This window comes from Chitinophaga niabensis (genome assembly GCF_039545795.1).
Lineage (GTDB): Bacteria > Bacteroidota > Bacteroidia > Chitinophagales > Chitinophagaceae > Chitinophaga > Chitinophaga niabensis_B.
Genome location: NZ_CP154260.1, coordinates 1,114,226 through 1,139,029, shown reverse-complemented (window position 1 = coordinate 1,139,029; position 24,804 = coordinate 1,114,226). Strand labels below are relative to the sequence as shown.

The following is a 24,804-nucleotide window of genomic DNA, read 5'->3' as shown; positions in this document are numbered from 1 at the left end:
TGCCGTAGACCCTATTTGTGTTTTTTATTAACCCTCTGCATATGGGCTGCCATCGCTCCGTCTGCCACCATCGCTCAATCCCGGCGGTTTGTTATTCCTTCTGAAGATACCTCTTACCAACGCGGAGCCAGTTCATTTTATGTTGTAAAATTTTCTGCATTTCCCGGCGAAGCACTTTTGCATCGATTGCAATTAATTCGTTCTATCAATGCACTGGAGCATATTGTAAAACAACTGCCTGCAGATACTACGGTTAAAGTATGGCGGGCTAACAATAACTGGAAAGCATCTGATGCTTTGTTAAATAAACTGGAAACCCTGCGTGAAAAAGATAGTATCTCGTTAATTGTGCAACCTTATACATCTGTTACAATAGCGAAGAAAGACTGGGAAACATTCATCGCGCAACCCTCTGTCAGATATGCAGACATTCCGCGTTCGCCCAGAACGGAGATCATGATCAATACGGCCAATGCAACATTAAACACCATCGCTACCCTGCAGCAACGCATACCTGCTTTACAGGGAGAAGGCATGCGGCTATCGCTTAAAGAAACATTATACGATACACTGGATATAGATCTGTTGCAACGTTACGTGCCCACTTCCTTAGCCGCCACTGCTACAGCCCCACATGCAACGATCATGGCCACACTCATTGCCGGTGCAGGGAATTCTGCCCCTTCAGGCACAGGTGTTGCAAAGAAAGCGCATATCGCCTCTTCGGATTTCAAAAATCTCTTCCCGGATGCAGTCTCTTATTTTTCACAATACAATATCTCGCTGCAGAATCATTCCTATGGTGTGGGCATTGAAAATAACTATGGCCTGGAAGCAGCAGCCTATGATGAACAGATCTACGATACTGATACCTTACTGCATGTTTTCTCTTCCGGCAACATTGGTGTACAAACATCCAACGCAGGGCTTTACAATGGCATAGCAGGTTTTGCGAACCTCTCCGGCACTTTCAAACAGGCCAAAAACCTTTTGGTAACAGGTGGTACGGATGGAGATAACAATGTACCGGCCGCCAGTTCCAAAGGGCCTGCTTTTGATGGAAGGGTGAAACCAGAACTGGTAGCTTATGGAGAAGATGGAACGTCTGGTGCTGCAGCACTTGTTTCCGGCGTTAGTCTTTTGTTGCAGGAACAGTACAAACATACTTTCCAACACATGCCGCCTGCATCATTATTAAAAGCCATACTGATCAACAGTGCCGATGATATTGACCACCCCGGCGTGGATCATAACAGCGGATTCGGCGCGCTGAATGCCTGGCAGGCCGTAAACACCATCACACAACAAAGATTTACAGCAGCCCGGGTTACTAACGGCACAGAATACACGCAAACACTGAATATATCCGAAGCAACGCATGCCCTGAAGGTCACCATGTGTTATACAGACCCTCCTGCCGCTGTGAATAGCGCGCGGGCTTTGATCAATGATCTGGACCTCTGGGTAACAGATGCTGCAGGAAACCGTTATGAACCCTGGATACTGAGTACAGCCCCTCACCTGGATTCCCTGCGTAAAAATGCACGTACAGGAAGGGATAGTTTGAACAATGTGGAACAGGTATCTGTACCTTTACCCGCTGCCGGTATTTACACGATCCATGTTAAAGGATACAATATCACAACCGCCACCCAAAAATTCCACCTCGCCTGGCAACTGACACCACTGTTATCCTTCGATTGGGAGCCGCCTGTATCAGAACGGCTCCAATGGAAAACAAACATCACCGGAAAAGGAAATATCTCTTATAGCCTGAACAACGGTATCAGCTGGCAACCAGTAGCAACAGATGCTATTGTGGAAAGCGGGCGTTTCAACTGGGTAGCGCCTGACATCTTCGGTACCGTTTTATTTAAAATGGAAACGACCTCACAAACATTCATCAGTGATCCCTTCCTGCTTGCTCCTCCCCTTACTTTACAGGCGGGTTTCGATTGCACGGATTCTGCGCTTATATACTGGAATAAGATTCCCGGCGCAGCTACTTACAGGGTATATGCATTGAACGGGCCGTATATGACCTTATATCGCGAAACAAGCGATACTTTGATAGTGCTCTCCAAAGCTGCTATCAGTGCCCATCATTTTGCAGTAAGTGCCGTGAATGGAACAGAAGGTCCCCGTAGTGCCGCCATAGATTATACCAGGCAGGCCCTGCAATGTTACATCCTTTCATTTACGGCAGACCTTACGGATGACAAACGCGTACAGTTACAATTGCAATTGGGTAGTACCTACAAACTTAAGCGCATCACCTGGGAAAGGGGAAATGATGGCATCGCTGAAAGTATCATCACCAACAGCAAAAGCTATACACAAATAGATGCATCCCCCATACAAGGCATTGTGTATTACCGGGCAAAACTGGAAACCACAGATGGCCGGCTGATGTATTCTGATGTGGTGCCGGTGCAGGTGCTGACAAACAGCAGGTACCTGTTATTCCCTAACCCTGCAACGAATGCAGTGAATATACTCAGTCGTGACCTGGGGCAGCGAACGCTCAGCATTATTGATCTTAATGGCCGGATAGTGAAACAAACGGTACTGGTGAACTTATTGCAGGATGTTCCGCTGAGGGAGCTTTCCGCAGGGAATTACTGGTGTGTGATCCATGAGGCAGGAAAGAAAGTGTTCAGTGCAAAGTTCATTAAGCTATAACAAAAAGGGCGCTCCATGCAGAGCGCCCTTTTTTATTCCAATAATATTCAATTACAGGTGAATTGCTTCGCCATAAGCCACTTCAATGGCATCCTTCACAGATTCGCTCATGGTTGGGTGCGGGTGAATACTATTCAGTACTTCCTGCCAGGTAGTTTCCAGCGTACGTGCTGTTACAGTTTGTTCGATCGCTTCTGTTACGTTAGCGCCAATCATATGTGTACCCAACCATTCGCCGTATTTAGCATCAAAGATCACTTTTACGAAACCTTCTGTTGCGCCTGCGCCTACTGCTTTACCTGAAGCCGTGAATGGGAACTTACCCACTTTCACTTCATAACCGGCTTCTTTAGCCTGTTTTTCAGTGTAACCTACAGATGCGATCTCAGGTGCACAGAAAGTACAACCCGGTACGTTATTGTAATTGATCGGAGTAGGTTTATGTGCGTATTTCTTTTCGTTGTAAGCGATGGCTTCCACGCAAACGATACCTTCTTTGGAGGCAACGTGTGCAAGTGCCTGGCCGGGAACCATGTCTCCAAATGCATAAATGCCCGGAACATTGGTTTGGTAGTAAGCATCCACCACTACTTTGCCTTTATCTGTTTTTACGCCTAAAGCTTCCAGGCCAAGGTTTTCAATATTAGCGGTGATACCGATAGCACTCAGTACTACATCTGCTTCCAGGAAAACTTCGCCGGTGGCGGTCTTTACTTTCGCTTTCACGCCATCGCCTTTCTTTTCCACTGCTTCTACGCTAGCGTTGGTCATGATCTCAATACCTTTCTTCTTGTAGATCTTTTCCAGTTCTTTGGAGATATCTTCATCTTCTACCGGTACAATACGCGGCATGAACTCAACGATGGTCACTTTTGTGCCCAGGGAATGATAGAAGTAAGCAAATTCAACGCCGATAGCGCCTGAACCTACTACGATCATGCTCTTGGGTTGTTTTGGCAGGTTCATGGCTTCACGGTATCCGATAACGGTTTTACCATCGATCTTCAGGTTCGGCAGTTCGCGGGAACGTGCGCCGGTTGCCAGCAGCACATGTTTTGCTTCATGTACAGCTACTTTTCCGTCTTTATCAGTCACTTCTACCTGGCCTTTTGCTTTCAGTTTGCCATTGCCCATGAGCACGTCAATCTTGTTCTTCTTCATGAGGAACTGAACGCCTTTGCTCATTTTATCAGCTGCACCGCGGCTGCGTTTGATCACCGCGCCAAAATCTACTGAAGAATCTCCCACAGTGATACCGTAATCCTTGGAATGCTGGATATACTCTGCTACCTGTGCGGACTTCAACAATGCCTTAGTAGGGATACAACCCCAGTTTAAACAGATCCCGCCTAAACTCTCTCTCTCTACCACGGCTGTTTTCAATCCCAGTTGAGATGCCCGGATAGCTGCCACGTATCCACCGGGGCCACTACCAATTACGATTACGTCGTATGCCATATTGCTAGATTTTTATAATAAAACTTGGCAAATGTAGCAAAAAAAAGTAAAGTTTAGATAGTTCATACAGATACATGACAGTTGCCGGAGATAGCTGTCTGCAAATGAAAACGGCTCCCCTAGCGGGAGCCGTTCTTCTATCGGGAAAAGTATTGATACTATCGGAGGTCTACTACTTCCACGCCAGGGTACTTTTTGGCATCGAAAGTGAACAGATCATCGCTCACTGCGCCATTGGGCTGGAAGCTGCTGATCTCGTAGGTGTATTTATTGCCATTTTTCTCAAATACCTTCATACGGGCCAGGGTAGAGTTCTTTTTATCTACATCCACCAGCACTTTAAAGAAGGTTTTAGACTTATCTGTAGGTGTGAGTTCAATATTCTGCAACACCTTGCCTTTCTCTGTGCTTTCGCCGGTGAGGCGGTACAGGAAATCCTTATCGTAGAAATTGGTGAAGATCTTGGCAGGCGTCATACTGGTATTGCTTTGATCCACATTGTTAATGGTCACTTCATTCACATCTTTGGCATACGTCCAGGAGGTTTTATTGTCGCTGATGATCTCCTGTTCTCCCATGATCACTTTATATTTAGGCCCTTTTACGTATACAGCACCCTTCTTGGAGTCTGTTACGCTGTTATTGGCACCTTCTACTTTCAGGATAAAATTGGCGATAACTGATTTCAGCGATTTGAATTTCTTGCTCACATTATCCAGTACTGCTTTAGCCTTTGGATCATTCTGACCCAGGGAGCCTACAGGAGTTTTGGTTTGCGCCATGGTGCTGAATGCCATTCCGAACATGACCATGCCCATCAATACCGTTTTCTTCTTCATCATAATTTTTAAGTGTTACAGTTATAGGCTATTAAGACAAATGTTGTGCCGCATCGTTTAACGGCTGCTGTTAAAGAAATGCAAAACTCGTTATTTTATCACATACTGCCGAGGATCTCCTCCAGATCGGCCTCCGTTTTAACATTCACCTCACGCGCTTTACTTCCCAGGTTAGGCCCTACGATCCCTGCTGCTTCCAGCTGGTCCATCAGCCTTCCGGCACGGTTGTAGCCCAGTTTCATCCTTCTTTGCAGCAATGAAGTGGATCCCTGCTGGTTCTGAACAATCACACGGGCAGCCTCATCAAACAGCGGATCGCGGTCTGCCAGGCTGAAATCCTTCCCTTCCATTTCCTTTTCATCCACATATTCCGGCAACATGAAAGCTTCCGGATATCCTCTCTGCTCCCCGATAAATTCCACTACGCGTTCTACTTCCGGTGTATCCACAAAAGCACACTGCAGGCGCACCAGCTCTCCGTTGAAAGAGATCAGCATGTCCCCCTGCCCTATCAGCTGTTCGGAACCGCCAATATCGAGGATGGTACGGGAGTCTATCTTAGACGACACTTTAAAGGCAATCCGTGCGGGGAAGTTGGCTTTAATTGTACCGGTAATGATATTAACAGAAGGACGCTGCGTGGCAATGATCAGGTGAATACCAATGGCCCGTGCCAGCTGTGCCAGCCGCGCAATGGGCATTTCCACTTCTTTACCGGCCGTCATGATCAGGTCCGCAAATTCATCTATCACCAATACAATGAATGGCAGGAAACGGTGCCCCTTTAATGGGTTCAGGCGGCGTTCCGTGAACTTCTTGTTGTATTCGCGGATATTACGGGTGCCTGCTTCTTTCAGCAGATCGTAGCGCAGGTCCATTTCAATACACAGGGCATTGAGGGTATGCACCACTTTCTTAGTGTCTGTGATAATGGCATCCTCTTCTCCCGGCAGTTTGGCCAGGAAGTGTTTTTCAATGAGCTTGTACAGCGAGAGTTCCACTTTCTTGGGATCTATCAACACAAACTTCAGTTGGGAAGGATGTTTCTTGAACAACAGTGATACAAGTAGGGTATTAATACCTACAGATTTACCCTGACCGGTAGCTCCCGCCATCAAAAGGTGGGGCATCTTGGCCAGGTCCGCTATAAAGTTCTCGTTATCGATCTTTTTACCAATAGCAATGGGAAGGTCCATCTGGCTATGCAGGAATTTATCGGAGGCCAGCATGTTTCGCAGGGAAACGATGGTTTTTTTCACATTCGGCACCTCAATACCGATAGTACCTCTTCCCGGAATAGGCGCAATGATCCGGATACCCAATGCAGAGAGACTGAGTGCAATATCATCCTCCAGGTTTTTGATCCGGGAGATCCGCACACCTGCAGCAGGTACTATTTCGTAAAGCGTAACGGTAGGCCCAACGGTAGCACTGATCTTCTGGATGGAAATATCGTAGTTCTTGAGGGTATCGATGATCTGGTTCTTGTTCAGCTCCAGTTCGGAAGCATCCTGTACGATCTTATCAGAGCCGTGGTTATCCAGCAGGTCCAGCGTGGGATATTTATAATCCCGGAGGTCCAGCGTAGGTTCATAAGGATCAGCCAGCACAGGCTCTCTTACAGGTTCCAGCTCTTCAATCGTTTCTTCATCAGGATCCTCAAAAACAGGTTTTATCTCAAAGGCAACTTCTGCCGTGTCGTTCTTTTTACGGGCGGGTGGTGGTGTAACAGGTAATTCTTCCTGTATAAAGATCTTTGCTTCCTGCTCCGGTACTTCCGGTACTACGGCAGCAGGAGGTTCAGGTACAACAACCGGCGGTGGCATATAAGCAGCATTCGGATCTTCTTTTTCTATCAATTGCAATTCCTGCTCAAACTCTTCTTCTTCCTCCACCGGCACCAGTGTTACCAGGCTTTCGCCTCCTTTATAGGTATTCTTCTTCTTTTCTTCAACGGCCTTTACGGGCAGCAGTTCTTCCTCTTCCTCCGGTTCCCCGAATCCTGCAAAAGCTTCTTTTACAGGTTTAGGTTTGCGTTCCGGCCATTTGAAATCCACATTGAACTTCCAGATCACCCAGCTCAGACCCGCCAGTACCAGTAATAATCCGGCCCCGGTTTTACCCAGGAACCCGCTGGTCCATTTATTCAGGCTATCTCCCAAAGCACCTCCCCAGGGGAAAGCGGCGTTGCCGGATAGGAAAGCCATGGTCATACTGATGAACAGCAATCCGAACAGGATATATTTTACATTGCGCCAGATGCGGAAAACGCGGCGGCCTACAATGAAATTGATACCAATAATGAAAAAGAAATAACAGAACAGGTAAGAGGCAATACCAAAACCTTTGAAAAAGAACCAATGGGAGGTAAAAGCGCCTAAACGGCCCAGGAGGTTATCCACCTCTATCTCATGCATGAAAAGCACCTGGGAGGAGTAACGAAAAACCTTATCCTGGTCTTCTTCCCAGGTAAATAAATAAGAAGTGAACGCAATAAAGCAATAGAGGGCTAACAAAAGAAATACAGCGCCAAGCACTTTATGGGTGCGCTCGTCCTTCACCAGTTCCTTCACTTTTACTTCCGGCTCCTTATCGGGCTTCAGTACATCAGGATTTGGTGGCTGCTCTTTCTTCTTTTTAGGTTCTTTCTTTTCTGATTTCAGTGTGTTTCCTGCCATAATCGAAATCAAAATTAACTTATTTCCTGAGCACGCCCAATAACAATGCTACCCATCCGGCAATAAAAAACAGGCCGCCTAAAGGGGTGATGGCTCCAATACCTCTGAGCCCTACTGTTTCCGTTGCTTTCAGCAGGGTCAGTGCATACAGGGAACCGCTGAAAAGCAGGATGCCTGTCAGGAAGAACCTGCCGGCCCAAACAAGTTGGGGGGAGGGAATATGTGCATATAAAATACCCACAGCCAGGAGGGCAAACACATGATAAAATTGGTAGGTTACACCGGTTTGGAAAGTGCTCACGGTTTCCATGGGAACAAGTTCCTTCAGCTTATGTGCGCCAAATGCGCCCAGTATCACTGCAAGGCCTCCTAACAGTGCTGCCCAAACGAGAAATGATTTATGCATTGTTGATCAGTTTATCAAATGTCTCCAAAGTTATTTCATCTTCACTGATGATAATCTGACTTTGCTCATAAAAGGGCTGGCGTTCTGCTAACTTCTTTTCGGTGAAAGACGTCAGCTCTTCCGTTCCAAGGTCCTGTATAAGTGGGCGTTTGTATTGTTTCCTTTGCAGGCGCTCCACCATTACTTCAAGAGAAGGGTTCAGCCAGATAGTAGTGCCGGCCTCATTCATAAAGTCCATGGTGTCTGAAAAACAGGGTGTACCGCCACCGCAGGAGATCAGAAAGGCATCATTGTCTGCGGCCAGTTCCCGCAATACTTTGCCTTCCACTTTGCGGAAGTAGTCTTCGCCTTTTTGATTAAAGATGTCGGCAACAGACATACCTTCCCTTTCTACGATCACTTCATCCAGGTCGAAATACGGCAGGTTCCAGTGTATGGCCAATTGTTTGCCCCAATAGGATTTTCCGGCTCCCATGAAACCCAATAGAAATAGTTTCAAAGCTGATAGTTTTACGGCGCAGAAAGTAAAAAATCTTTTTTACTTCTGCACGATTACTTTTTATTCTCTCCTGACACCCAGGCCAGGCAAAGGTCTTTATCCATCAAATACTGAAGGTCCAGCGTGGCGATCCGGTCTCCTTTCAGGAAATCACAGGTAATGAATCCTGTTTGTCCGAAAGCAAAAACCTGGAGTTGCATATTGGCCCTGAAATCCAGCCCGCCCATTCCATACCATTTATATACCGCTTCCTTGGCAGACCAGCAAACGGTTTGATGGGCCAGTTTGTTTTCGGAAGATAAAAATTCAGCTTCTCTCGGCGCCAGGAATTTATGGGCAACCCGCGCTACCTTGGGTTGTACTTTTTCTATGTCAATGCCCACATGTTCCCTCCTGCTCACGATGGCGGCTGCAAAATCTTCACAATGGGAAATGGAAAAATGGTAAGGATTACCCGGGATATAGGGCTTTCTACTGTCCATGATCCTGATCTCATTTACGGGCAGGTCCGGGAAAAGTTCCACTAAAAGATACCTCCCGGCAAAGTGCTGCAGGCGTTTGTGCGGGTGATGCACTTCGGGCTCAATGGTTACCGCTGTTCTGAAGAATGCTTCTTCTTCACCAATTTTCCACACTCCCAGCTTCGTATCCTGATCTATTTGTATCGTTCGTATTAATGGCATAAATTCGCCGCATTAAATGCGAATTTAATGGGAAATACCCAACTGGCCTAACCTACTAAACAAATCACATTCATGATCTTGTCTGACAAAAGGATTTTAGAGGAAATTGAAAAGGGCACTATCGTGATCAGCCCTTATGATCGCAAATTCCTGGGTACCAACTCCTACGATGTACATCTGGGAAAGTACCTGGCCACTTATAAGGACAGGGTATTGGATGCCCGCAGGCACAATGAGATCGTACATTTCGAGATCCCGGAAGAAGGTTTTATCCTTCAGCCGAATACGCTCTACCTGGGTGTTACACTTGAATACACGGAAACGCATGCACACGTTCCTTTCCTGGAAGGTAAGTCCAGCACGGGCCGCCTGGGTATCGACATCCATGCCACCGCCGGAAAAGGAGATGTTGGTTTTTGCAACACCTGGACGCTGGAGATCTCCTGCGCACAGCCCGTACGCATTTATGCAGGGATGCCTATCGGGCAGTTGATCTACTTTGCAGTAGAAGGAGATGTGGAAACGTTGTATAATAAGAAAGGAGATGCAAAATACAACGGGCGGACTATACGGCCGGTGGAAAGCATGATGTGGAAGAACGTATTTTAATACTGATATTCAACTGATTATACTGAGAGGCCCGGAATTCCGGGCCTTTTTTGTGCCATTATAATTTCTAACATTTATACACTACTTTCATCCCATTAACAAAACCAATATGAGCACGTCCAAGTCTAACAGAAGAAAATTCCTGGGCACTGCCGCTGCCCTCGCCGCCGGTACTGCCGCAGTAGCCATGCCTTTGTCCAATCAGCCACCGAAATACCCTGTTGTTCACCATGTATTCTTCTGGCTGAAGAACCCGGATTCCAAAGAAGACCGCGCCAAACTGATAGCAGGGGTAAAATCTTTATCCAAAATACCTACTGTAAAGGAACTGCGCGTAGGTGTAGTGGCCAGCACAGAAAAAAGAGAAGTGGTAGATAACAGCTGGGCTGTTTCCGAACTGATGTTCTTTGCAGACCTCGCAGGTCAGGAAGCTTACCAGACCCATCCCATCCACCTGGAATTCATTAAGAATTGCAGCCCTCTCTGGGATAAAGTGATTGTATACGATGCAGTAGAAGCATAATTATGGCTACCGAATACTGGATGAGCGGGCCGGTAGAAAACATACCGGCATTATTGCAGCCTGTTGCACATGCATTGTTACAGGCCAACAGGGAAGTCAATACCATGATGCAGGGATTCCCGGAAGAAAAACTATGGGAAGCCCCTCAGGGTGTTGCCTCTCCCGGATTCCACCTGCAACACATGAGCGGTGTGATAGACAGATTGTTCACCTATGCCCGCGCAGCATTGCTGAGCCAGGAACAATATGATCAGTTAGCGGAAGAAGGGAAACCGGTGGCTACATCAACCGCTTTGCTCCAACGTTTTGATGAACAGGTGAAAAAAGCCCTGCTCCAGTTATCTCAGACGGATCCCAATACACTTACCGACTTCCGCGGTGTTGGCAGGAAACAACTGCCCTCTACCGTGATGGGTTTATTATTCCACGCTGCAGAACATACCATGCGCCACACCGGCCAGCTATTAGTTACTGTTAATGTCTTAAAATGAAAAAACTCCTCGTTATAGTTTTCCTGCTGGCCTGCGGCGTTGCGCAGGCGGCGAAAGTAGATACTGTTGATACTTACAGCAACGCCATGAAAAAAAATATCAAAGCCGTAGTGATCAGGCCGGATAATTATGCAGATAAAGCAGAATGGCCGGTTGTGTATCTTCTGCACGGCCATGGTGGCAGCTACAACAACTGGGTAAAGAATGTGAAATACGTACAGGAGGCAGCAGACCAGTTGCAGATGATGATCGTTTGTCCGGATGGCGGCGTGAGCAGCTGGTACTGGGATAGCCCGGAAGATGCTTCCTGGAAATATGAAACCTATGTGGCCGGAGAACTGGTGAAATGGGTAGATGCAAATTACAAAACAAGGAAAGACGCAAAAGGCAGAGGCATCACCGGCCTGAGCATGGGTGGCCATGGAGCACTTTACCTTGCTTTTAAACACCAGGATATTTTTGGCACTGCCGGCAGCATGAGTGGTGGCGTGGATATCCGCCCTTATCCCAACAACTGGAACATGGCCAAACGTTTGGGCACCCAGGCGGAACAACCGGAACGCTGGGAAAAATATACCGTGATCAATATGCTGCATCTCCTCAGCCCCAACTCACTGGCCCTGATCATTGATTGCGGAACAGAGGATTTCTTCTATAAAGTGAACGAGAACCTGCACAAGGAACTGCTGTACCGCGGTATTCCGCACGATTATCAAACCAGGCCCGGCGCGCATAACTGGGATTATTGGAACAATGCCGTGCAGTACCAGTTGCTGTTCATGCATAACTTCTTTGATCGTAAATAAAACGTACTTATAAAAAAAGGGGCCGTCTCAGGGAAAGAGACGGCTTTTTATATTCCTGACCGCTGATCATTAAAGGTTGCGGAAGTATTCCATTATTGTTATATTTGAAACAGGTCAATATGCGTCTATGAAAATCAATGTCAATTCCACTGATTACACACTTGACGTACCAGATAACACCACTCTACTAGATGCTTTACGAATCCATTTAAACCTAACGGGCAGCAAATACGGCTGCGGCGAAGGGGCATGTGGTGCCTGTAAAGTATTGGTAGATGGCCGTGCGATGCCTGCGTGCATCACACCTGTTGCGAGTGTACAGAACAAAGCCATCCTTACGATAGAAGGATTGGAAAAGGATGGAAAACTGCATCCCATGCAACAGGCCTTCCTGGATGCGGATGCATTTCAGTGTGCCTATTGTTCTTCGGGTATGATCATGGCCGCCATTGCATTGAAGATGAAAAATCCGAAACCCAGCCGGCAGGAGATCATAGACGCCATGCAGGGTAATATCTGCAGGTGCTGTGTGTACCCGCGCATTATTAATGCCATCAGCAAAGCCTAACCCATGGATCATCAAAACATCGCTTCACCTGCACATACTGTCACCCGGCGGAATTTCTTTAAACTGCTGGGCGGAGGCGTGGCCATTATCCTCACCTGGTCCGACCTGTTTGCATCAAAAGAAGCAGCCATTGCGGATGAAAACAGCATTGCCGCCTGGATCCATATACAGGAAAACGGAAAGATCGCCGTATTTACCGGAAAGGTAGAAGTAGGGCAAAATATCCGTACCTCACTGACACAGGTAGTAGCAGAAGAACTCTCCGTACCGGTGGATGCCATTGAAATGACCATGGGAGATACTTTACTGACACCTTATGACCGCGGCACATATGGCAGCCTCACTACGCCCACCATGGCTCCCAAACTGCGTAAAGCAGCTGCTTCGCTCAGAGAAGCGCTGGCAGATATGGCAGCAGCAGAATGGAAAACGGATAAACAATCCGTGAAAGTGAAAGATGGCAAAGCAGTGCATACCAGCTCCGGCAAAACACTGAGTTATGCAGCGCTGGCCAAAGGCAAAAAACTGGAACTTCCCCTCAATGATAAAGCAGCCCTGACACCTGCGGAACAATGGACGGTAGCAGGAACTGCGGTGCCCAAGATCGATGGGAAATTATTCGTTTCCGGCAAACACAAATATGTATCTGACATGGCAGTGCCGGGCATGGTGTACGGAAAGATCCTGAGAGCACCCTCCTACGGCGCAACGCTGGTTTCCGCAGATGTGGAAAAAGCACGTATATCCCCTGCCGTTACCATAGTAAAAGAAAAGGATTATGTAGGGGTGGTCGCTCCTGATCCGCAAACCGCCGCCAATGCATTGGCCAGGATAGATGCACATTGGAATACCACACCGCAACCTTCCAAAGCCAACATCTTCGCTTACCTGAAAGAGAACGCCAGGGACAAAGGAAACACCAAAGAAGAAGTGGAAAAAGCATTCGCGGCTTCCAACATCAATATTAAGCAGCATTTTGAAATACAATACATCGCGCATGTTCCCCTGGAACCGCGTGCAGCCATCGCCATCTGGGAAGGTGAAAAACTTACTGTATGGACGGGTACACAACGCCCTTTTGGGGTACAGGAAGAACTGGCGGCTGAATTCTCCATCTCCAAAGAAAAGATCCGTGTGATCATGCCGGATACCGGGTCTGCCTATGGTGGAAAACACAGCGGAGAAGCAGCTGTTGAAGCTGCAAAGCTGGCTAAGGTAACCGGTAAACCGGTTAAAGTAGTATGGACGCGTGAAGAAGAATTCAAGTGGGCGTACTTAAGACCAGGCGGCCTCATTGAAGCAGCAGCAAGTGTAAATAAAGAAGGGCTCATCACCTCCTGGGAATTTCATAATTATAATTCCGGCAACGCAGGAATTGATACACCATACGATACCGCTAACGAACAGATTCAATTCCATCCCTCCAAAACACCTTTAAAACAAGGCTCCTACCGCGGCCTGGCAGCCACGGCAAATGTGTTTGCCATTGAAAGCATCATGGATGACCTTGCCCGGAAATTAAAACGCGATCCGCTGGATTTCAGGTTAAGTAATTTGAAGGATGAACGGCTAAAAAATGTATTGCAAACCGCCGCTACAAAGTTTGGCTGGAAAAAAGAAAAGAAAGCCGGTCATGGTTACGGCATCGCATGCGGGTTTGTAAAGAATTCCTACATCGCCACCTGTGTGGAAGTAGCACATGATACCTCTTCAGAAGAGCTCAAAGTATTACGCATAGTAGCAGCTTATGATTGTGGTACGATCGTGAATCCCATGCACCTGGAAAACCAGGTGATGGGCTGTATCCTGCAAGGCCTTGGAGGTGCGCTGTTTGAGGAGATCGACTTTGAGGACGGAAAGATCTTAAACCCTTCCCTCTCCAGCTACCGTGTTCCCCGGTTTACGGACATTCCACCATTAGACATCGTACTGATCAACAGGAAAGATATACCATCGGCCGGCGCCGGTGAAACACCCATTGTTGGTATTGCCCCGGCTATACGCAATGCCATCCTGGATGCAACGGGTATCAAATTGTATAACCTGCCTTTGATTCCACAAGGGCTCAAGACCAATTCATAAATTATGGCAACATTCAATTTAACGATCAACGGAAAAAAACACACAGTGGATGTTAGTCCCCAAATGCCTTTGCTATGGGTATTGCGGGATGTGATTGGCCTCACCGGAACAAAGTTTGGTTGCGGTATAGCACAATGCGGCGCCTGCACAGTACATATCGGAAACGCAGCCGTAAGGTCCTGCGTATATCCTGTAAGCAGTGTAGGTACGGAAAAGGTCATCACCATTGAAGGACTATCTGCAAACGGCGATCATCCTGTACAAAAAGCATGGGAAGAAATAGATGTTCCGCAATGCGGATATTGCCAGAGCGGGCAGATCATGGCAGCTGCAGCATTACTGAAAAGCAACCCTCATCCAACAGATGAAGAGATCAATGAGGCCATGACGAATATCTGCCGTTGTGCAACGTATACCCGTATCAAAAAAGCCATCAAACAGGTGGGCGCAAAAGTTTAAAAACTGACACATGAAAGAACTGGATAATAAATTAAGCAGAAGGAATTTCATCCGCATCAGTGCATTAACGGGCGGAGGGTTGATCCTAGGGTTCAGCACCCTTGCTGCTGATGCTCCGGGACAGGAACAATCCTTTGACCTCAATGCTTTCATCAAGATCGATACACAGGGCCGCATCACACTCATGAGCCCCAATCCGGAAATAGGTCAGGGTGTTAAAACATCCCTGCCTATGCTCATCGCAGAAGAGCTGGATGTGGACTGGAAAAATATACAGGTGCAACAAGCCGGACTGGATACCACAAAATACAAGCGGCAGGTTGCCGGAGGTAGCGGATCTGTTCGTGCAAGCTGGGAATCTTTCAGGCAAACAGGCGCCACTGCAAGGCAAATGCTGATCAATGCAGCAGCTGCAGCATGGACGGTGCCGGCAGAGGAATGTACTACTGAGAATGGCAGTGTACTGCACAAAGGAAGCAACAAAAAAATGAGCTATGGTGAACTGGCAGAAAAAGCCGGCAAACTGGAAGTTCCCAAAGATGTAAAAGTAAAACCAAAAGAAACCTATAAGCTGCTCGGGCAGCGCATCAGGAATGTGGACAATCACGCCATCGTTACCGGCAAATACAAATACGGTATTGATACCAAACGGGAAGGCATGTTATATGCCACCATTATCAGGCCACCTGCATTTGGTATGTCGCTGGTGTCTTTTGATGATGCAGAAGCAAAGAAAGCACCGGGAGTAAAACAGGTACTCCGTTTTGAAAACAAGATCGCCATACTGGGCCGCTCTACCTGGGAAGTGATGCAGGGCGCTAAAAAAGTGAAAGCGCAATGGAAAGAAGATGGCCCGCTGGAAAGCACGGATGATTATGTTAAAAATCTGCATGCCCTGCTGGCTAAAGATCCGCAGGATAAACCCAGGAGAAAGGATGGAGATATAACCGCCGCTTTTTCCAATGCAGCCAAAGTAATAGAAGTAGCATTTGATGCGCCGTTCCTGGCCCACAATACCATGGAGCCCATGAACTTCTTCGCACATGTGAAAGCAGACAGCGCTGAATTGTATGGTCCCATACAAACACCGGAACGAGCAAGACAACGGGTAGCCGAAATGCTGAAACTGCCGGAAGATAAAGTATCTGTGATGATGACGCGTATGGGTGGTGGTTTCGGAAGAAGGCTGATGACGGATTTTGTAGAAGAGGCGGCCGTTGTATCCAAACTCGCCGGCAATCTTCCGGTGAATGTGATCTGGTCAAGAGAACATGATATGGGTGGTGGTTATTACCGCCCCATGTACAGCTATAAATACAGGGCGGCAGTTGACAAAGATAACAAGCTGGTGGCCTGGCATCACTATTCTGCAGGAGTGGGCGGTGCTGCGAGCCCGGATAGTTTCCCGGCGGGAGCAGTAGCGAATTTACAGGTGGATACGCATGTATATAAATCGCCTGTTACAACAGCTCCCTGGAGAGGACCAACCCATAATTTCATTGCCTTCTCTGAACAATCTTTCCTGGATGAGATTGCGCATAAAATAGGTAAAGACCCGGTAACACTCCGCCTGGAACTTTTGGAACAGGCAAAGAGCAGCCCTACAGGCAGAGTGAATTATGAGCCGGACCGTTTTGCGGCGGTTATCAAAAAAGCTGCTGAGATAGGCGGATGGGGGAAATCCAAAGGAGCCAATACCTTCCTTGGTTTTGCCGCGCATTTCTCTTTTGAGAGTTATGTAGCGCAGGTGGCAGAAGTAGAAAAACAGGCAGACGGCAAGGTGAAACTGAAGAAGGTGTATTGCGTGGTGGATTGCGGAACAGTGGTGAATTTAAGTGGTGCGGAAACACAGGTGGAAGGCAGTATCATTGATGGTATAGGCCACTCCATGTTCGCAGAGATCACACTTACAAAAGGTAAACCGGACCAGACCAATTTCTCTGCTTACCGGATGATCCGCTTAAGCGAAATCCCTGAAATAGAAATTCATTTTATAAAAAGCAATGTAGCACCAACAGGACTTGGCGAACCCGCCTTACCCCCTGCCGGCGCGGCATTGGCAAATGCCGTTTTTGCGGCAACAGGTGTAAGGCTCACCAGCCAGCCCTTTATTAAAAGTGATCTGTTCGCATGATAACAGCGCCGTTATATTTTGATTATTGCGCTACCACCCCCTGCGATCCGCGGGTGGTGGAAGAAATGTTGCCTTACTTCACCCAACACTATGGAAACACTGCCAGCAGGGACCATGGTTTTGGCTGGCTGGCCAAAGAGGCAACAGAACAGGCCAGGGAACAGGTAGCACATTTAATTCAGGCCAATCCTAAACAGATTGTTTTCACCTCTGGCGCAACAGAAGCCATCAACTTAGCGCTGAAAGGGCTCGCGGAAGCAAACGCTTCCAAAGGCCAACATATCATTACAGCTAAAACAGAACATACCGCTGTACTGGATACCTGCGCTTACCTGGAAGAAAAGGGATTTTCAGTTACTTATCTGCACACAGATCAACAAGGCATGATCTCCCTGGATGAACTGGAACAATCCATCCGGAAAGAAACGATTTGCATTGCATTGATGTACGCCAACAACGAAACCGGCGTGATCCATCCTGTTAAAGCAATAGGTGCTATCGCCAGGAAGTATGGTGTATGTTTTATGTGTGATGCAACACAGGCGGTCGGCAAGATACCGGTAAACGTAGAAGACATTGATCTGATGCCTTTTTCCGCGCACAAGTTATATGGGCCGAAGGGCGTAGGCGCTTTGTATGTACGGAACAATAAAACCATCCTGCAGCAATTACATGGCGGCGCACATGAAAGAGGCAATCGCAGCGGCACCCTGAATACACCCGGTATTGTGGGCTTTGGGAAAGCGGCTGAGATCTGTAGCATGGAGAGTTCAACACTGAGAGATAAAATGGAACATGAACTGCTGGAGTTATTACCCGGTTCATTCGTAAATGGGGGCAACAACAGATTGCCCCATGTCAGCAATATCCTGTTCCCCGGCATAGATAGTGAGCAATTACTGCTTACCGTGTCCAAACACCTGGCCCTTAGCCGCGGAAGCGCCTGCAGCGGGATTGTACAACAACCTTCACATGTACTGCTGGCCATGGGCCTAACGCGGGAGAATGCACGCAATTCTATCCGTATCAGCCTGGGCCGTTTTACCAAAGAAGAAGAGGTGAATTTTGCAGTGGGCCTGTTAACGGAAACTGTGCGGAAATTACAATTAGTATATGAAAGAGATTAAGCAGATCATACATGCATATGAGCTGGCCTGTAAAAAGCAGCAAAAGGCTGCACTGGCCACAGTGGTGCACGTTGCAGGTTCTTCCTACAGAGCACCTGGCGCGCGGATGCTGATCACGGAAGATGGTATGCTTACCGGTGCTATCAGCGGAGGATGCCTGGAAGGAGATGCCCTGCGGAAAGCATTAATGGTAATGATGCAGGGAAAACCCCTGCTCACCACTTATGATACTTCTGATGAAGAAGATGCAGTAATAGGTATAGGGCTGGGTTGTAACGGAATCATCCAGGTGCTCATAGAACCTATCATACCGGAAGACGTTACAAATCCCATCGTGCTGTTGCAGCATATCGTACAAAAAAGACAAGCAGTTGTGCTGGTTACTTTTTTTTCCCTTCAGAACAAATGGAGTGAACAACAAGGCACACGGTTACTGCTAAAAGCGGATAAAAACTTTCTCCGCTCCAATGCTCTGTTACCCTCAGCCATAAAGGATGCTGAAAATATACTGGAACAGAAAGAATCCATTTTCATAGAGTATCCTAATGATGGTCAACCCATCTCTGCATTCTATGAATACCTCCCTCCTCCTGTTTCTATTATAGTAGCAGGTGCCGGCAATGATGTATTCCCTTTGGTACAGATCGGTGAAGTATTAGGATGGGATATCACTTTGGTGGATGGGCGCCCCGCTTATGCCAATACCCAACGTTTCCCCGCCTGCCGGCTGATTGTTGCTGATCCGGAAAGTGCATTCCGGGAACTGGTGATAGATGATCAGACAGCCGTGGTGCTGATGACCCATAACTACAATTACGATAAAGCTCTGCTGAAAGCCCTGATAGCTATGCCTGTAAATTACATCGGCATGCTGGGCCCGAGGAAAAAACTCAGCAGGATGCTCACGGAGTATGAAGAAGAAGGAACAAAGGTCACCGAAGAACAACTATCCCGTGTTTACAGCCCTGTAGGGCTGGATATCGGCGCTGAAACAGCAGAAGAGATCGCACTGGCGGTTCTCACTGAAATAAAGGCGGTGTTTGCCGGCAGATCAGGTGTTTACCTGCGCAGCTTCACAGGCAAAATGCATGAAAGGAAAACAGAGATCATCTCTTCTAACACCAATTAAGTTTATGCGAAACCTTCGTTATTATGGCATTGGTATCGTTATCCTCGCTGCCGGCAGATCCATCAGGTTAGGTACACCTAAACAGCTGCTCATGTATAAAGGAGATACACTGCTGAACAATGCCATTAAAACGGCCTGCGAAATAAATGAGGATTCAACGGTAGTGGTATTGGCGGCCGGCAGGCAGGCAAAACTCCTGGAAAAAGACATCAACGTACGCACTCAATATAACTTTCAATATAAAGATGGGATAGCATCCAGCATCCGCTGCGGTGTTAAATATTTGAAATACGACAGGCGGCCGATCCAGTATATCATGCTCATGACCTGCGATCAGCCACATGTAGATGCAGCACATCTGTCTGCTTTAATAGCCAAACAGGAAGAAACAGGCGCTAAGATCGTGGCCAGCTTATATGAAGGCAGAAAAGGTATTCCGGCCTTATTTCACCGAAAGCTCTTCCCTGAACTGTTATCCCTCACGGGCGATACCGGCGCAAAACACATCATTGAAAAATACGATGCTGATACTGCCGTGGTCCCTTTCCCGCTGGGCGCCATCGATATTGATACGGAAGAGGCGTACCAGGCATTAATTACTGCAACGCCTGGTAAGTAAGCACCCGGAACTTCCGCACAAAATCTCCATAATATGCATAAGGAGATACATTCGTAAACACCAGTAAGATCAGCTTCTCTGTTGGATCAATGGTATGCTCCGAACAATAGGCACCACCCCAGGTCAATGAACCCGGAGATGCCTGATCACCATATCTTGTACTGTCTGTAATGATCTGGAATCCAAGGCCGAACTTATCATTCCTGTCCCATACATGGCTTCCGCCTATCTGGTTACGCCCCATCATATCTACCGTTTTACGGGAAAGCAATCTTACATTGTTGAACGTACCGCCATTCAGAATGAATTGGCAAACTTTTGCGTAGTCAGTTGCAGTACTTACCAGCCCCGCGCCTCCCAGGTGCAGCGTTTGTTTACCGGCAATGGGGAATGTTCTGTTAGAGATATTGGAATGAAGTGTCAGCGGGCTTTCCAGTTTTTGTTTGGAATAAAGCTCCACCAGGCGACTGGCTTTTGAAGCCGGCAGGTAGAAATAAGTATCGTTCATGCCCAGGGGCTTAAAAATCCTTTCCATGAAGAAGTCACTCAGGCTTTTTCCAGATACTACTTCCACGATCCTTCCTGCAACATCTGTATTGTAACCATAGGTGAACTGTGTACCGGGATCATGCACTAAGGGACGTTGTGCTACCTTCTTCACCAGTTCTTCTGTTGTAACGGCATCCAGTGAGCTGAGGCCCAACATCGTTCTGCCATTTAACAGGCTGTCCATCGGATGTTCATAAGGTATCCCGGCTGAATGAGAAAGCAGGTGCCGGATAGTGGGCATTGGCCTGGGCCAGCGGGTTTCTGCCTTACCCGTTTCTTTGTCATACTTCACCAACACTTTTGTATCCCTGAATTCCGGCAGGTATTTGTAAATAGGATCATCCAGCAGCAAACGTCCTTCTTCATACAACATCAGCACAGCAATGGTAGTGATCAGCTTTGTCTGCGAGGCGATCCGGAAGATGTCCGTTGTGTGTGCCGGCGTATGTTTTTCCAGGTTACTGAAACCATACGCTTTATTATGCACGATCTGGCCATTGCGGGCAATGAAAGTAACGGCATTGGGTGCAAGCCCCTCTTTGATAATGGCATTGAAAAAACTGTCTATACGGGCCAGCCTTTCTGCGCTGAAACCGGCGGCCGCTGCATTGGCTGCCTGCTTGAACTGTTGCTGCTGTGCAAAAGCAGATGATACGATGCAAAGGAACAGGAATAACGTGGAGAACTTTTTCATATCAGAAAAGTACTAAAAAAGATGTAATTTTAATAAAGAAGCCCGGAGCTGCAATCTCCAGGCTTCGAACCTTAGTGAAAAAGATCAAAAAGGTTCTTCATCTTTGTAAGCAAGCTTACAATCTTTGTGAGGCCATCCAGGATTTTTTTAAACCTGGATGGCTTTTCGTTGAGAGGTTTTTTCATCTTAAAAAATGAACTGTTTTACCAGCCCAAAAACGTACATGTCTATCCTCCTGATCAAATATAACGAAAGGATCAGAACCACAAAAAAAAGCACTGACTGCCTTATTATCATATTGAGAGACAGCATATCATATTCCCAGCATACAGGCCATGGAACTACGTTTACGATTCTTTGAATAAATTATTCCAAATGAAAAAATCTTCAATACAAGCAATGAATACTTACCAAAAAAAGCAATGAATATTCTCATCGCCCTTAATGAATAAAAAAAGGAGAAACAAGGTCAGCCCTGTTTCTCCTTTTTGTTTATCAACAAGAATATTACTTCAATAGCTCATCCATCAGCGCGTTAAACTCCTTCTTATATTCCTCATAATGTTCTCCTGTACCCGGTCCGTTAAACCCGGTATGCACTTCTTTCACCTTGCCGCTTTTGTCTATATAGATCGTAGTAGGGAAACCCTTGATGCCTGTCAGCTGTGGCAGTGTTTTCTCCGCTTTCTGCGGATCAGCAGGCGTAACGCCTGTCAACAATACAGGATAGGTCACATCAAAACGTTTGGCAAAACCGGCCGCTGCCTTCCTTGACTTTTCAAAATCAGTAGTGCGCTCATAGCAAAGCATGATGATCGCTACTCCACGATCTTTATTCTGCTTATACCAATCACTCAGGTAAGCCGTTTCATCCATGCAGTTAGGGCACCAGGATCCGGAGAGCTGCACAATCACTGCTTTATTTTTGAATTGCTCATCTTTGATAGATACCTTCTTCCCGTTCAGATCCGGAAAACTGAAATCCAGTACTGCCCCTGCTTCTTTTACAGTGGCCAGCGTGGTGGCATCCTGCAGTTTAGCGCTGCTGTCTTTGCGCGCAGAGAATGTTTCTTTATTAGTGATACCCTGGTAAAACACACCATTGCTGATCGTAGAATCATTTGTAATGAGCGCATTGAACTGGTAGGCATGAGAACCATCAAAGGTGGAAAGTTTGAGGGAATCGCCATCTACCACACCCTGCAGGTAACGGTAATCGCCAGTGGTGGTGAGAAAGGTACCATGTACAACACTTCCGTTCTGGGTAAACTCACCAATGGCAAAACTGCTGTCCTTCCCGTTGGGGGAACTGAAGTAAGTAGGCCAGCGGCCGCTGATATTGAATTTGGGAGCTTGTGTACTGGCAAACCTTTCTGAGATACCCGGTTTTGCTTTAAAGGTAATGCTGGCATCCTTATTTGCCAGATGGCGGATCCATAATCCCTGCAAACTGCCGTCTGCCTGCAGTGCTGCACGGAATTCATTATCAAAGAAAGGCATGCGGATGAAAACAGAATCTCCTTCCTGCCGCACATCATCCACCAGCATACGTTCGCCTGCATTGATGATATGAATGGTCTTCTTTCCTGCACTATCCAGCAGATCGAAATTAAATACAATGTCTCCGCCGTCTTCCCGCAACAAATGAGCCTGCCAGGCACCTGTGGCCAGTTGGGCTTTTTGTTGCGTACCACACGCAGCCAATGCCGCGAAGGTTATGAACAATAATCTTTTCATCCTGAAATATATTTAAGCATAGTTTCTTGCACCAAAAAGTAAACTGCCGATCCTTACGAGCGTACTGCCTTCTGCAAGGGCCAGTTTATAGTCTCCGCTCATGCCGGTGGACAGTTCTTTAAAATCATCTGTACCAGGGAAGTACTTTTCCTTCAGCCTGGCCTGCAGCGCAGCGAGTCCTTTAAACTCCCGGCTGATCTGTGCCTCATCATCCGTATTACTGGCCATACCCATTAAACCGGCTATCCGCACATTCTGCAAACCTGCTGCCTGCGCAAGCAGTTCATCCAGCTCTGTTTCGTTCAACCCGAACTTTGTTTCTTCCTGCGCAATAAATACCTGCAACAGGCAATCGATCACCCGGTTGTTCTTAGCAGCCTGTTTATTGATCTCCTGTAATAACTTCAGGCTGTCCACCCCATGGATCATACTTACAAAGGGCGCAATATATTTGACCTTATTGCTTTGCAGATGCCCGATAAAGTGCCATTGAATGTCTTCCGGCAATTGGGTTTGCTTATCCGCCAGCTCCTGCACATAGTTCTCTCCGAAGATCCGCTGGCCGGCTTCATATAATGCAAGGATATCCGATACAGGTTTGATTTTTGATACGGCTACCAGGCGGGCATTAAAGGATCTTAACTCATTAATTACCTGCTGATAGGCTGCTATATTCACTGCCATATTCCTACAAAAATAATAGACTTTTACCAATCTGAGCAAAAGGTTATTGTGAAAAGCCTAAATTAAGCGGCTACATTCCTGCAAAATATTCAACAATACCCTATAATTGCTTGATTCCATAAAATTCTATGAGCCGATTTTTTTACATCCTCATTTTAAAATAGGTTTGTAAACACCACTAAAACAATTTACGTATGCATTTTCAGTTAACGGAAGAGCACCTGATGATTCAAAAAGCAGCCAGAGATTTTGCAGTGAATGAATTGCTGCCGGGTGTTATAGAGCGGGATGAGTTACAAAAGTTTCCGGCCGAACAGGTTAAAAAAATGGGAGAATTAGGTTTCCTCGGAATGATGGTTGACCCTAAATACGGCGGTGCCGGCCTGGATACCATTTCCTATGTATTAGCTATGGAGGAGATCTCCAAAATAGACGCCTCTGCATCTGTAGTGATGAGCGTAAACAATTCCCTGGTATGCTGGGGTCTTGAAACATATGGTACGGAAGAACAAAAACAAAAATACCTGGTGCCCCTGGCCAGTGGTCAGATAATCGGCGCCTTCCTGTTAAGTGAGCCGGAAGCCGGTTCTGACGCTACTTCCCAAAGAACGATCGGGGAAGATAAAGGGGACCATTACCTCGTGAACGGTACCAAAAACTGGATCACCAACGGCAATTCTGCCAGCGTATACCTGGTGATGGTACAAACCCATCCTGAACTGGGCAGCAAAGGCATCAACACCCTTATCATAGAAAAGAATTCTCCTGGTGTTACCATCGGCGCCAAAGAAAATAAACTGGGCATCCGTGGCAGTGATACGCACAGTATCATGTTCCAGGATGTGAAAGTGCCGAAAGAGAACCGCATCGGCGATGATGGCTTTGGGTTCAAATTTGCCATGAAAACCTTAGGCGGCGGCCGTATAGGTATTGCTTCCCAGGCTTTGGGCATTGCCAGCGGTGCTTATGAACTGGCCCTTAAATACTCTAAAACCCGGAAGGCTTTCGGTAAAGAGATCAGCCAGCACCAGGCCATCCAGTTCAAACTGGCAGACATGGCCACAAGGGTGGAAGCAGCCCGTTTATTGTGCCTGCGCGCAGCATGGGAAAAAGACAATAAAATGGATTATACCCTCAGCGGCTCCATGGCAAAAGTATTTGCTTCAGAAACCGCCATGTGGGTAGCTACAGAAGCAGTGCAGGTGCACGGCGGTTACGGTTATGTAAAAGAATACCACGTAGAGCGCCTTATGCGCGATGCAAAGATCACACAGATATATGAAGGCACATCCGAAGTACAGCGGATCGTGATCAGCCGAAGCATCCTGGGGTAACAGGGATGCCGGCC

The 24,804-nt window shown here is 47.1% G+C and carries 22 protein-coding genes; 13 read left to right on the top strand and 9 right to left on the bottom strand.

Annotated features, from left to right (window positions below):
• Window positions 1-15 precede the first annotated feature (15 nt).
• Window positions 16-2,682, top strand: coding sequence for a S8 family peptidase (locus AAHN97_RS04780; RefSeq protein WP_343306417.1), 2,667 nt, complete (start codon window positions 16-18; stop codon window positions 2,680-2,682).
• Window positions 2,683-2,733: 51 nt separating this feature from the next.
• Here AAHN97_RS04780 and lpdA read toward each other — a convergent pair whose 3' ends face one another.
• The 6 genes from lpdA to AAHN97_RS04750 form a co-directional block, all read right to left on the bottom strand.
• Entirely contained in the window at window positions 2,734-4,140 is a 1,407-nt protein-coding gene (gene lpdA / locus AAHN97_RS04775) for a dihydrolipoyl dehydrogenase (RefSeq protein ID WP_343306416.1), read from the bottom strand.
• 158 nt (window positions 4,141-4,298) lie between these two features.
• Window positions 4,299-4,982 (bottom strand): LolA family protein, encoded by a 684-nt coding sequence (locus AAHN97_RS04770; protein WP_343306415.1) that lies wholly within the window; start codon window positions 4,980-4,982, stop codon window positions 4,299-4,301.
• Between the two features lie 95 nt (window positions 4,983-5,077).
• Complete coding sequence (locus tag AAHN97_RS04765) at window positions 5,078-7,657, bottom strand: FtsK/SpoIIIE family DNA translocase (RefSeq protein WP_343306414.1); 2,580 nt, start codon at window positions 7,655-7,657, stop codon at window positions 5,078-5,080.
• A 19-nt stretch (window positions 7,658-7,676) separates the two neighbouring features.
• Window positions 7,677-8,063 carry a DUF423 domain-containing protein gene (locus AAHN97_RS04760; protein ID WP_343306413.1) on the bottom strand — a complete coding sequence of 129 codons (387 nt, stop codon included), beginning with the start codon at window positions 8,061-8,063 and terminating at the stop codon, window positions 7,677-7,679.
• Window positions 8,056-8,562 (bottom strand): shikimate kinase, encoded by a 507-nt coding sequence (locus AAHN97_RS04755; RefSeq protein WP_343306412.1) that lies wholly within the window; start codon window positions 8,560-8,562, stop codon window positions 8,056-8,058. Before AAHN97_RS04755 ends, AAHN97_RS04760 begins: the two co-directional genes overlap by 8 nt.
• Before the next feature lie 53 nt (window positions 8,563-8,615).
• Entirely contained in the window at window positions 8,616-9,245 is a 630-nt protein-coding gene (locus tag AAHN97_RS04750) for a 4'-phosphopantetheinyl transferase family protein (protein ID WP_343306411.1), read from the bottom strand.
• A gap of 72 nt (window positions 9,246-9,317) precedes the next feature.
• Here AAHN97_RS04750 and dcd point away from each other — a divergent pair, with 72 nt between their 5' ends.
• The 11 genes from dcd (at window position 9,318) to AAHN97_RS04695 (ending at window position 19,792) form a co-directional block, all read left to right on the top strand.
• Window positions 9,318-9,854, top strand: a complete 537-nt coding sequence (dcd, locus tag AAHN97_RS04745) for a dCTP deaminase (RefSeq protein WP_343306410.1) — start codon at window positions 9,318-9,320, stop codon at window positions 9,852-9,854.
• A gap of 109 nt (window positions 9,855-9,963) precedes the next feature.
• Window positions 9,964-10,377 (top strand): Dabb family protein, encoded by a 414-nt coding sequence (locus tag AAHN97_RS04740; RefSeq protein ID WP_343306409.1) that lies wholly within the window; start codon window positions 9,964-9,966, stop codon window positions 10,375-10,377.
• A 2-nt stretch (window positions 10,378-10,379) separates the two neighbouring features.
• Window positions 10,380-10,868 (top strand): DinB family protein, encoded by a 489-nt coding sequence (locus tag AAHN97_RS04735; RefSeq protein WP_343306408.1) that lies wholly within the window; start codon window positions 10,380-10,382, stop codon window positions 10,866-10,868.
• The gene (locus AAHN97_RS04730; protein WP_343306407.1) at window positions 10,865-11,674 is read left to right on the top strand and encodes an alpha/beta hydrolase; all 810 of its coding nucleotides are present in this window, start codon (window positions 10,865-10,867) and stop codon (window positions 11,672-11,674) included. The genes AAHN97_RS04735 and AAHN97_RS04730 overlap by 4 nt, the downstream gene beginning before the upstream one ends.
• 127 nt (window positions 11,675-11,801) lie before the next feature.
• On the top strand, window positions 11,802-12,242 hold the full coding sequence (locus AAHN97_RS04725) for a (2Fe-2S)-binding protein (RefSeq protein WP_343306406.1): 441 nt from the start codon (window positions 11,802-11,804) through the stop codon (window positions 12,240-12,242).
• Between the two features lie 3 nt (window positions 12,243-12,245).
• A complete protein-coding gene (locus AAHN97_RS04720) occupies window positions 12,246-14,324 on the top strand; it encodes a xanthine dehydrogenase family protein molybdopterin-binding subunit (RefSeq protein ID WP_343306405.1) in 2,079 nt (692 codons plus the stop codon).
• A gap of 3 nt (window positions 14,325-14,327) precedes the next feature.
• A complete protein-coding gene (locus tag AAHN97_RS04715; protein WP_343306404.1) occupies window positions 14,328-14,783 on the top strand; it encodes a (2Fe-2S)-binding protein in 456 nt (151 codons plus the stop codon).
• A 10-nt stretch (window positions 14,784-14,793) separates the two neighbouring features.
• Entirely contained in the window at window positions 14,794-16,917 is a 2,124-nt protein-coding gene (locus AAHN97_RS04710; RefSeq protein ID WP_343306403.1) for a xanthine dehydrogenase family protein molybdopterin-binding subunit, read from the top strand.
• Window positions 16,914-18,044 (top strand): cysteine desulfurase family protein, encoded by a 1,131-nt coding sequence (locus tag AAHN97_RS04705; RefSeq protein ID WP_343306402.1) that lies wholly within the window; start codon window positions 16,914-16,916, stop codon window positions 18,042-18,044. The genes AAHN97_RS04710 and AAHN97_RS04705 overlap by 4 nt, the downstream gene beginning before the upstream one ends.
• The gene (locus AAHN97_RS04700) at window positions 18,031-19,173 is read left to right on the top strand and encodes an XdhC family protein (protein ID WP_343306401.1); all 1,143 of its coding nucleotides are present in this window, start codon (window positions 18,031-18,033) and stop codon (window positions 19,171-19,173) included. The genes AAHN97_RS04705 and AAHN97_RS04700 overlap by 14 nt, the downstream gene beginning before the upstream one ends.
• A 4-nt stretch (window positions 19,174-19,177) precedes the next feature.
• Window positions 19,178-19,792, top strand: a complete 615-nt coding sequence (locus AAHN97_RS04695; RefSeq protein WP_343306400.1) for a nucleotidyltransferase family protein — start codon at window positions 19,178-19,180, stop codon at window positions 19,790-19,792.
• On the opposite strand, the gene AAHN97_RS04690 is transcribed toward AAHN97_RS04695, so the two are convergent.
• The 3 genes from AAHN97_RS04690 to AAHN97_RS04680 all read right to left on the bottom strand — a co-directional run bounded on the left by AAHN97_RS04690 (window position 19,770) and on the right by AAHN97_RS04680 (window position 23,456).
• Window positions 19,770-21,035, bottom strand: coding sequence for a serine hydrolase domain-containing protein (locus AAHN97_RS04690; protein WP_343306399.1), 1,266 nt, complete (start codon window positions 21,033-21,035; stop codon window positions 19,770-19,772). The genes AAHN97_RS04695 and AAHN97_RS04690 overlap by 23 nt on opposite strands.
• Window positions 21,036-21,542: 507 nt before the next feature.
• Window positions 21,543-22,772: a TlpA disulfide reductase family protein gene (locus AAHN97_RS04685; protein WP_343306398.1), complete on the bottom strand. Its 1,230-nt coding sequence runs from the start codon at window positions 22,770-22,772 to the stop codon at window positions 21,543-21,545.
• 12 nt (window positions 22,773-22,784) lie between these two features.
• Window positions 22,785-23,456, bottom strand: coding sequence for a YggS family pyridoxal phosphate-dependent enzyme (locus AAHN97_RS04680; protein WP_343306397.1), 672 nt, complete (start codon window positions 23,454-23,456; stop codon window positions 22,785-22,787).
• Window positions 23,457-23,650: 194 nt separating this feature from the next.
• Here AAHN97_RS04680 and AAHN97_RS04675 point away from each other — a divergent pair, with 194 nt between their 5' ends.
• The gene (locus AAHN97_RS04675) at window positions 23,651-24,790 is read left to right on the top strand and encodes an acyl-CoA dehydrogenase (protein WP_343306396.1); all 1,140 of its coding nucleotides are present in this window, start codon (window positions 23,651-23,653) and stop codon (window positions 24,788-24,790) included.
• Window positions 24,791-24,804: the final 14 nt, after the last annotated feature.

Coding starts and splice junctions, on each gene's coding strand:
- lpdA (WP_343306416.1), bottom strand. CDS start 4,140: ATGGCATACGACGTAATCGTAATTGGTAGTGGCCCCGGTGGATACGTG.
- AAHN97_RS04770 (WP_343306415.1), bottom strand. CDS start 4,982: ATGATGAAGAAGAAAACGGTATTGATGGGCATGGTCATGTTCGGAATG.
- AAHN97_RS04765 (WP_343306414.1), bottom strand. CDS start 7,657: ATGGCAGGAAACACACTGAAATCAGAAAAGAAAGAACCTAAAAAGAAG.
- AAHN97_RS04760 (WP_343306413.1), bottom strand. CDS start 8,063: ATGCATAAATCATTTCTCGTTTGGGCAGCACTGTTAGGAGGCCTTGCA.
- AAHN97_RS04750 (WP_343306411.1), bottom strand. CDS start 9,245: ATGCCATTAATACGAACGATACAAATAGATCAGGATACGAAGCTGGGA.
- dcd (WP_343306410.1), top strand. CDS start 9,318: ATGATCTTGTCTGACAAAAGGATTTTAGAGGAAATTGAAAAGGGCACT.
- AAHN97_RS04740 (WP_343306409.1), top strand. CDS start 9,964: ATGAGCACGTCCAAGTCTAACAGAAGAAAATTCCTGGGCACTGCCGCT.
- AAHN97_RS04735 (WP_343306408.1), top strand. CDS start 10,380: ATGGCTACCGAATACTGGATGAGCGGGCCGGTAGAAAACATACCGGCA.
- AAHN97_RS04730 (WP_343306407.1), top strand. CDS start 10,865: ATGAAAAAACTCCTCGTTATAGTTTTCCTGCTGGCCTGCGGCGTTGCG.
- AAHN97_RS04725 (WP_343306406.1), top strand. CDS start 11,802: ATGAAAATCAATGTCAATTCCACTGATTACACACTTGACGTACCAGAT.
- AAHN97_RS04720 (WP_343306405.1), top strand. CDS start 12,246: ATGGATCATCAAAACATCGCTTCACCTGCACATACTGTCACCCGGCGG.
- AAHN97_RS04715 (WP_343306404.1), top strand. CDS start 14,328: ATGGCAACATTCAATTTAACGATCAACGGAAAAAAACACACAGTGGAT.
- AAHN97_RS04710 (WP_343306403.1), top strand. CDS start 14,794: ATGAAAGAACTGGATAATAAATTAAGCAGAAGGAATTTCATCCGCATC.
- AAHN97_RS04705 (WP_343306402.1), top strand. CDS start 16,914: ATGATAACAGCGCCGTTATATTTTGATTATTGCGCTACCACCCCCTGC.
- AAHN97_RS04700 (WP_343306401.1), top strand. CDS start 18,031: ATGAAAGAGATTAAGCAGATCATACATGCATATGAGCTGGCCTGTAAA.
- AAHN97_RS04695 (WP_343306400.1), top strand. CDS start 19,178: ATGCGAAACCTTCGTTATTATGGCATTGGTATCGTTATCCTCGCTGCC.
- AAHN97_RS04690 (WP_343306399.1), bottom strand. CDS start 21,035: ATGAAAAAGTTCTCCACGTTATTCCTGTTCCTTTGCATCGTATCATCT.
- AAHN97_RS04685 (WP_343306398.1), bottom strand. CDS start 22,772: ATGAAAAGATTATTGTTCATAACCTTCGCGGCATTGGCTGCGTGTGGT.
- AAHN97_RS04680 (WP_343306397.1), bottom strand. CDS start 23,456: ATGGCAGTGAATATAGCAGCCTATCAGCAGGTAATTAATGAGTTAAGA.
- AAHN97_RS04675 (WP_343306396.1), top strand. CDS start 23,651: ATGCATTTTCAGTTAACGGAAGAGCACCTGATGATTCAAAAAGCAGCC.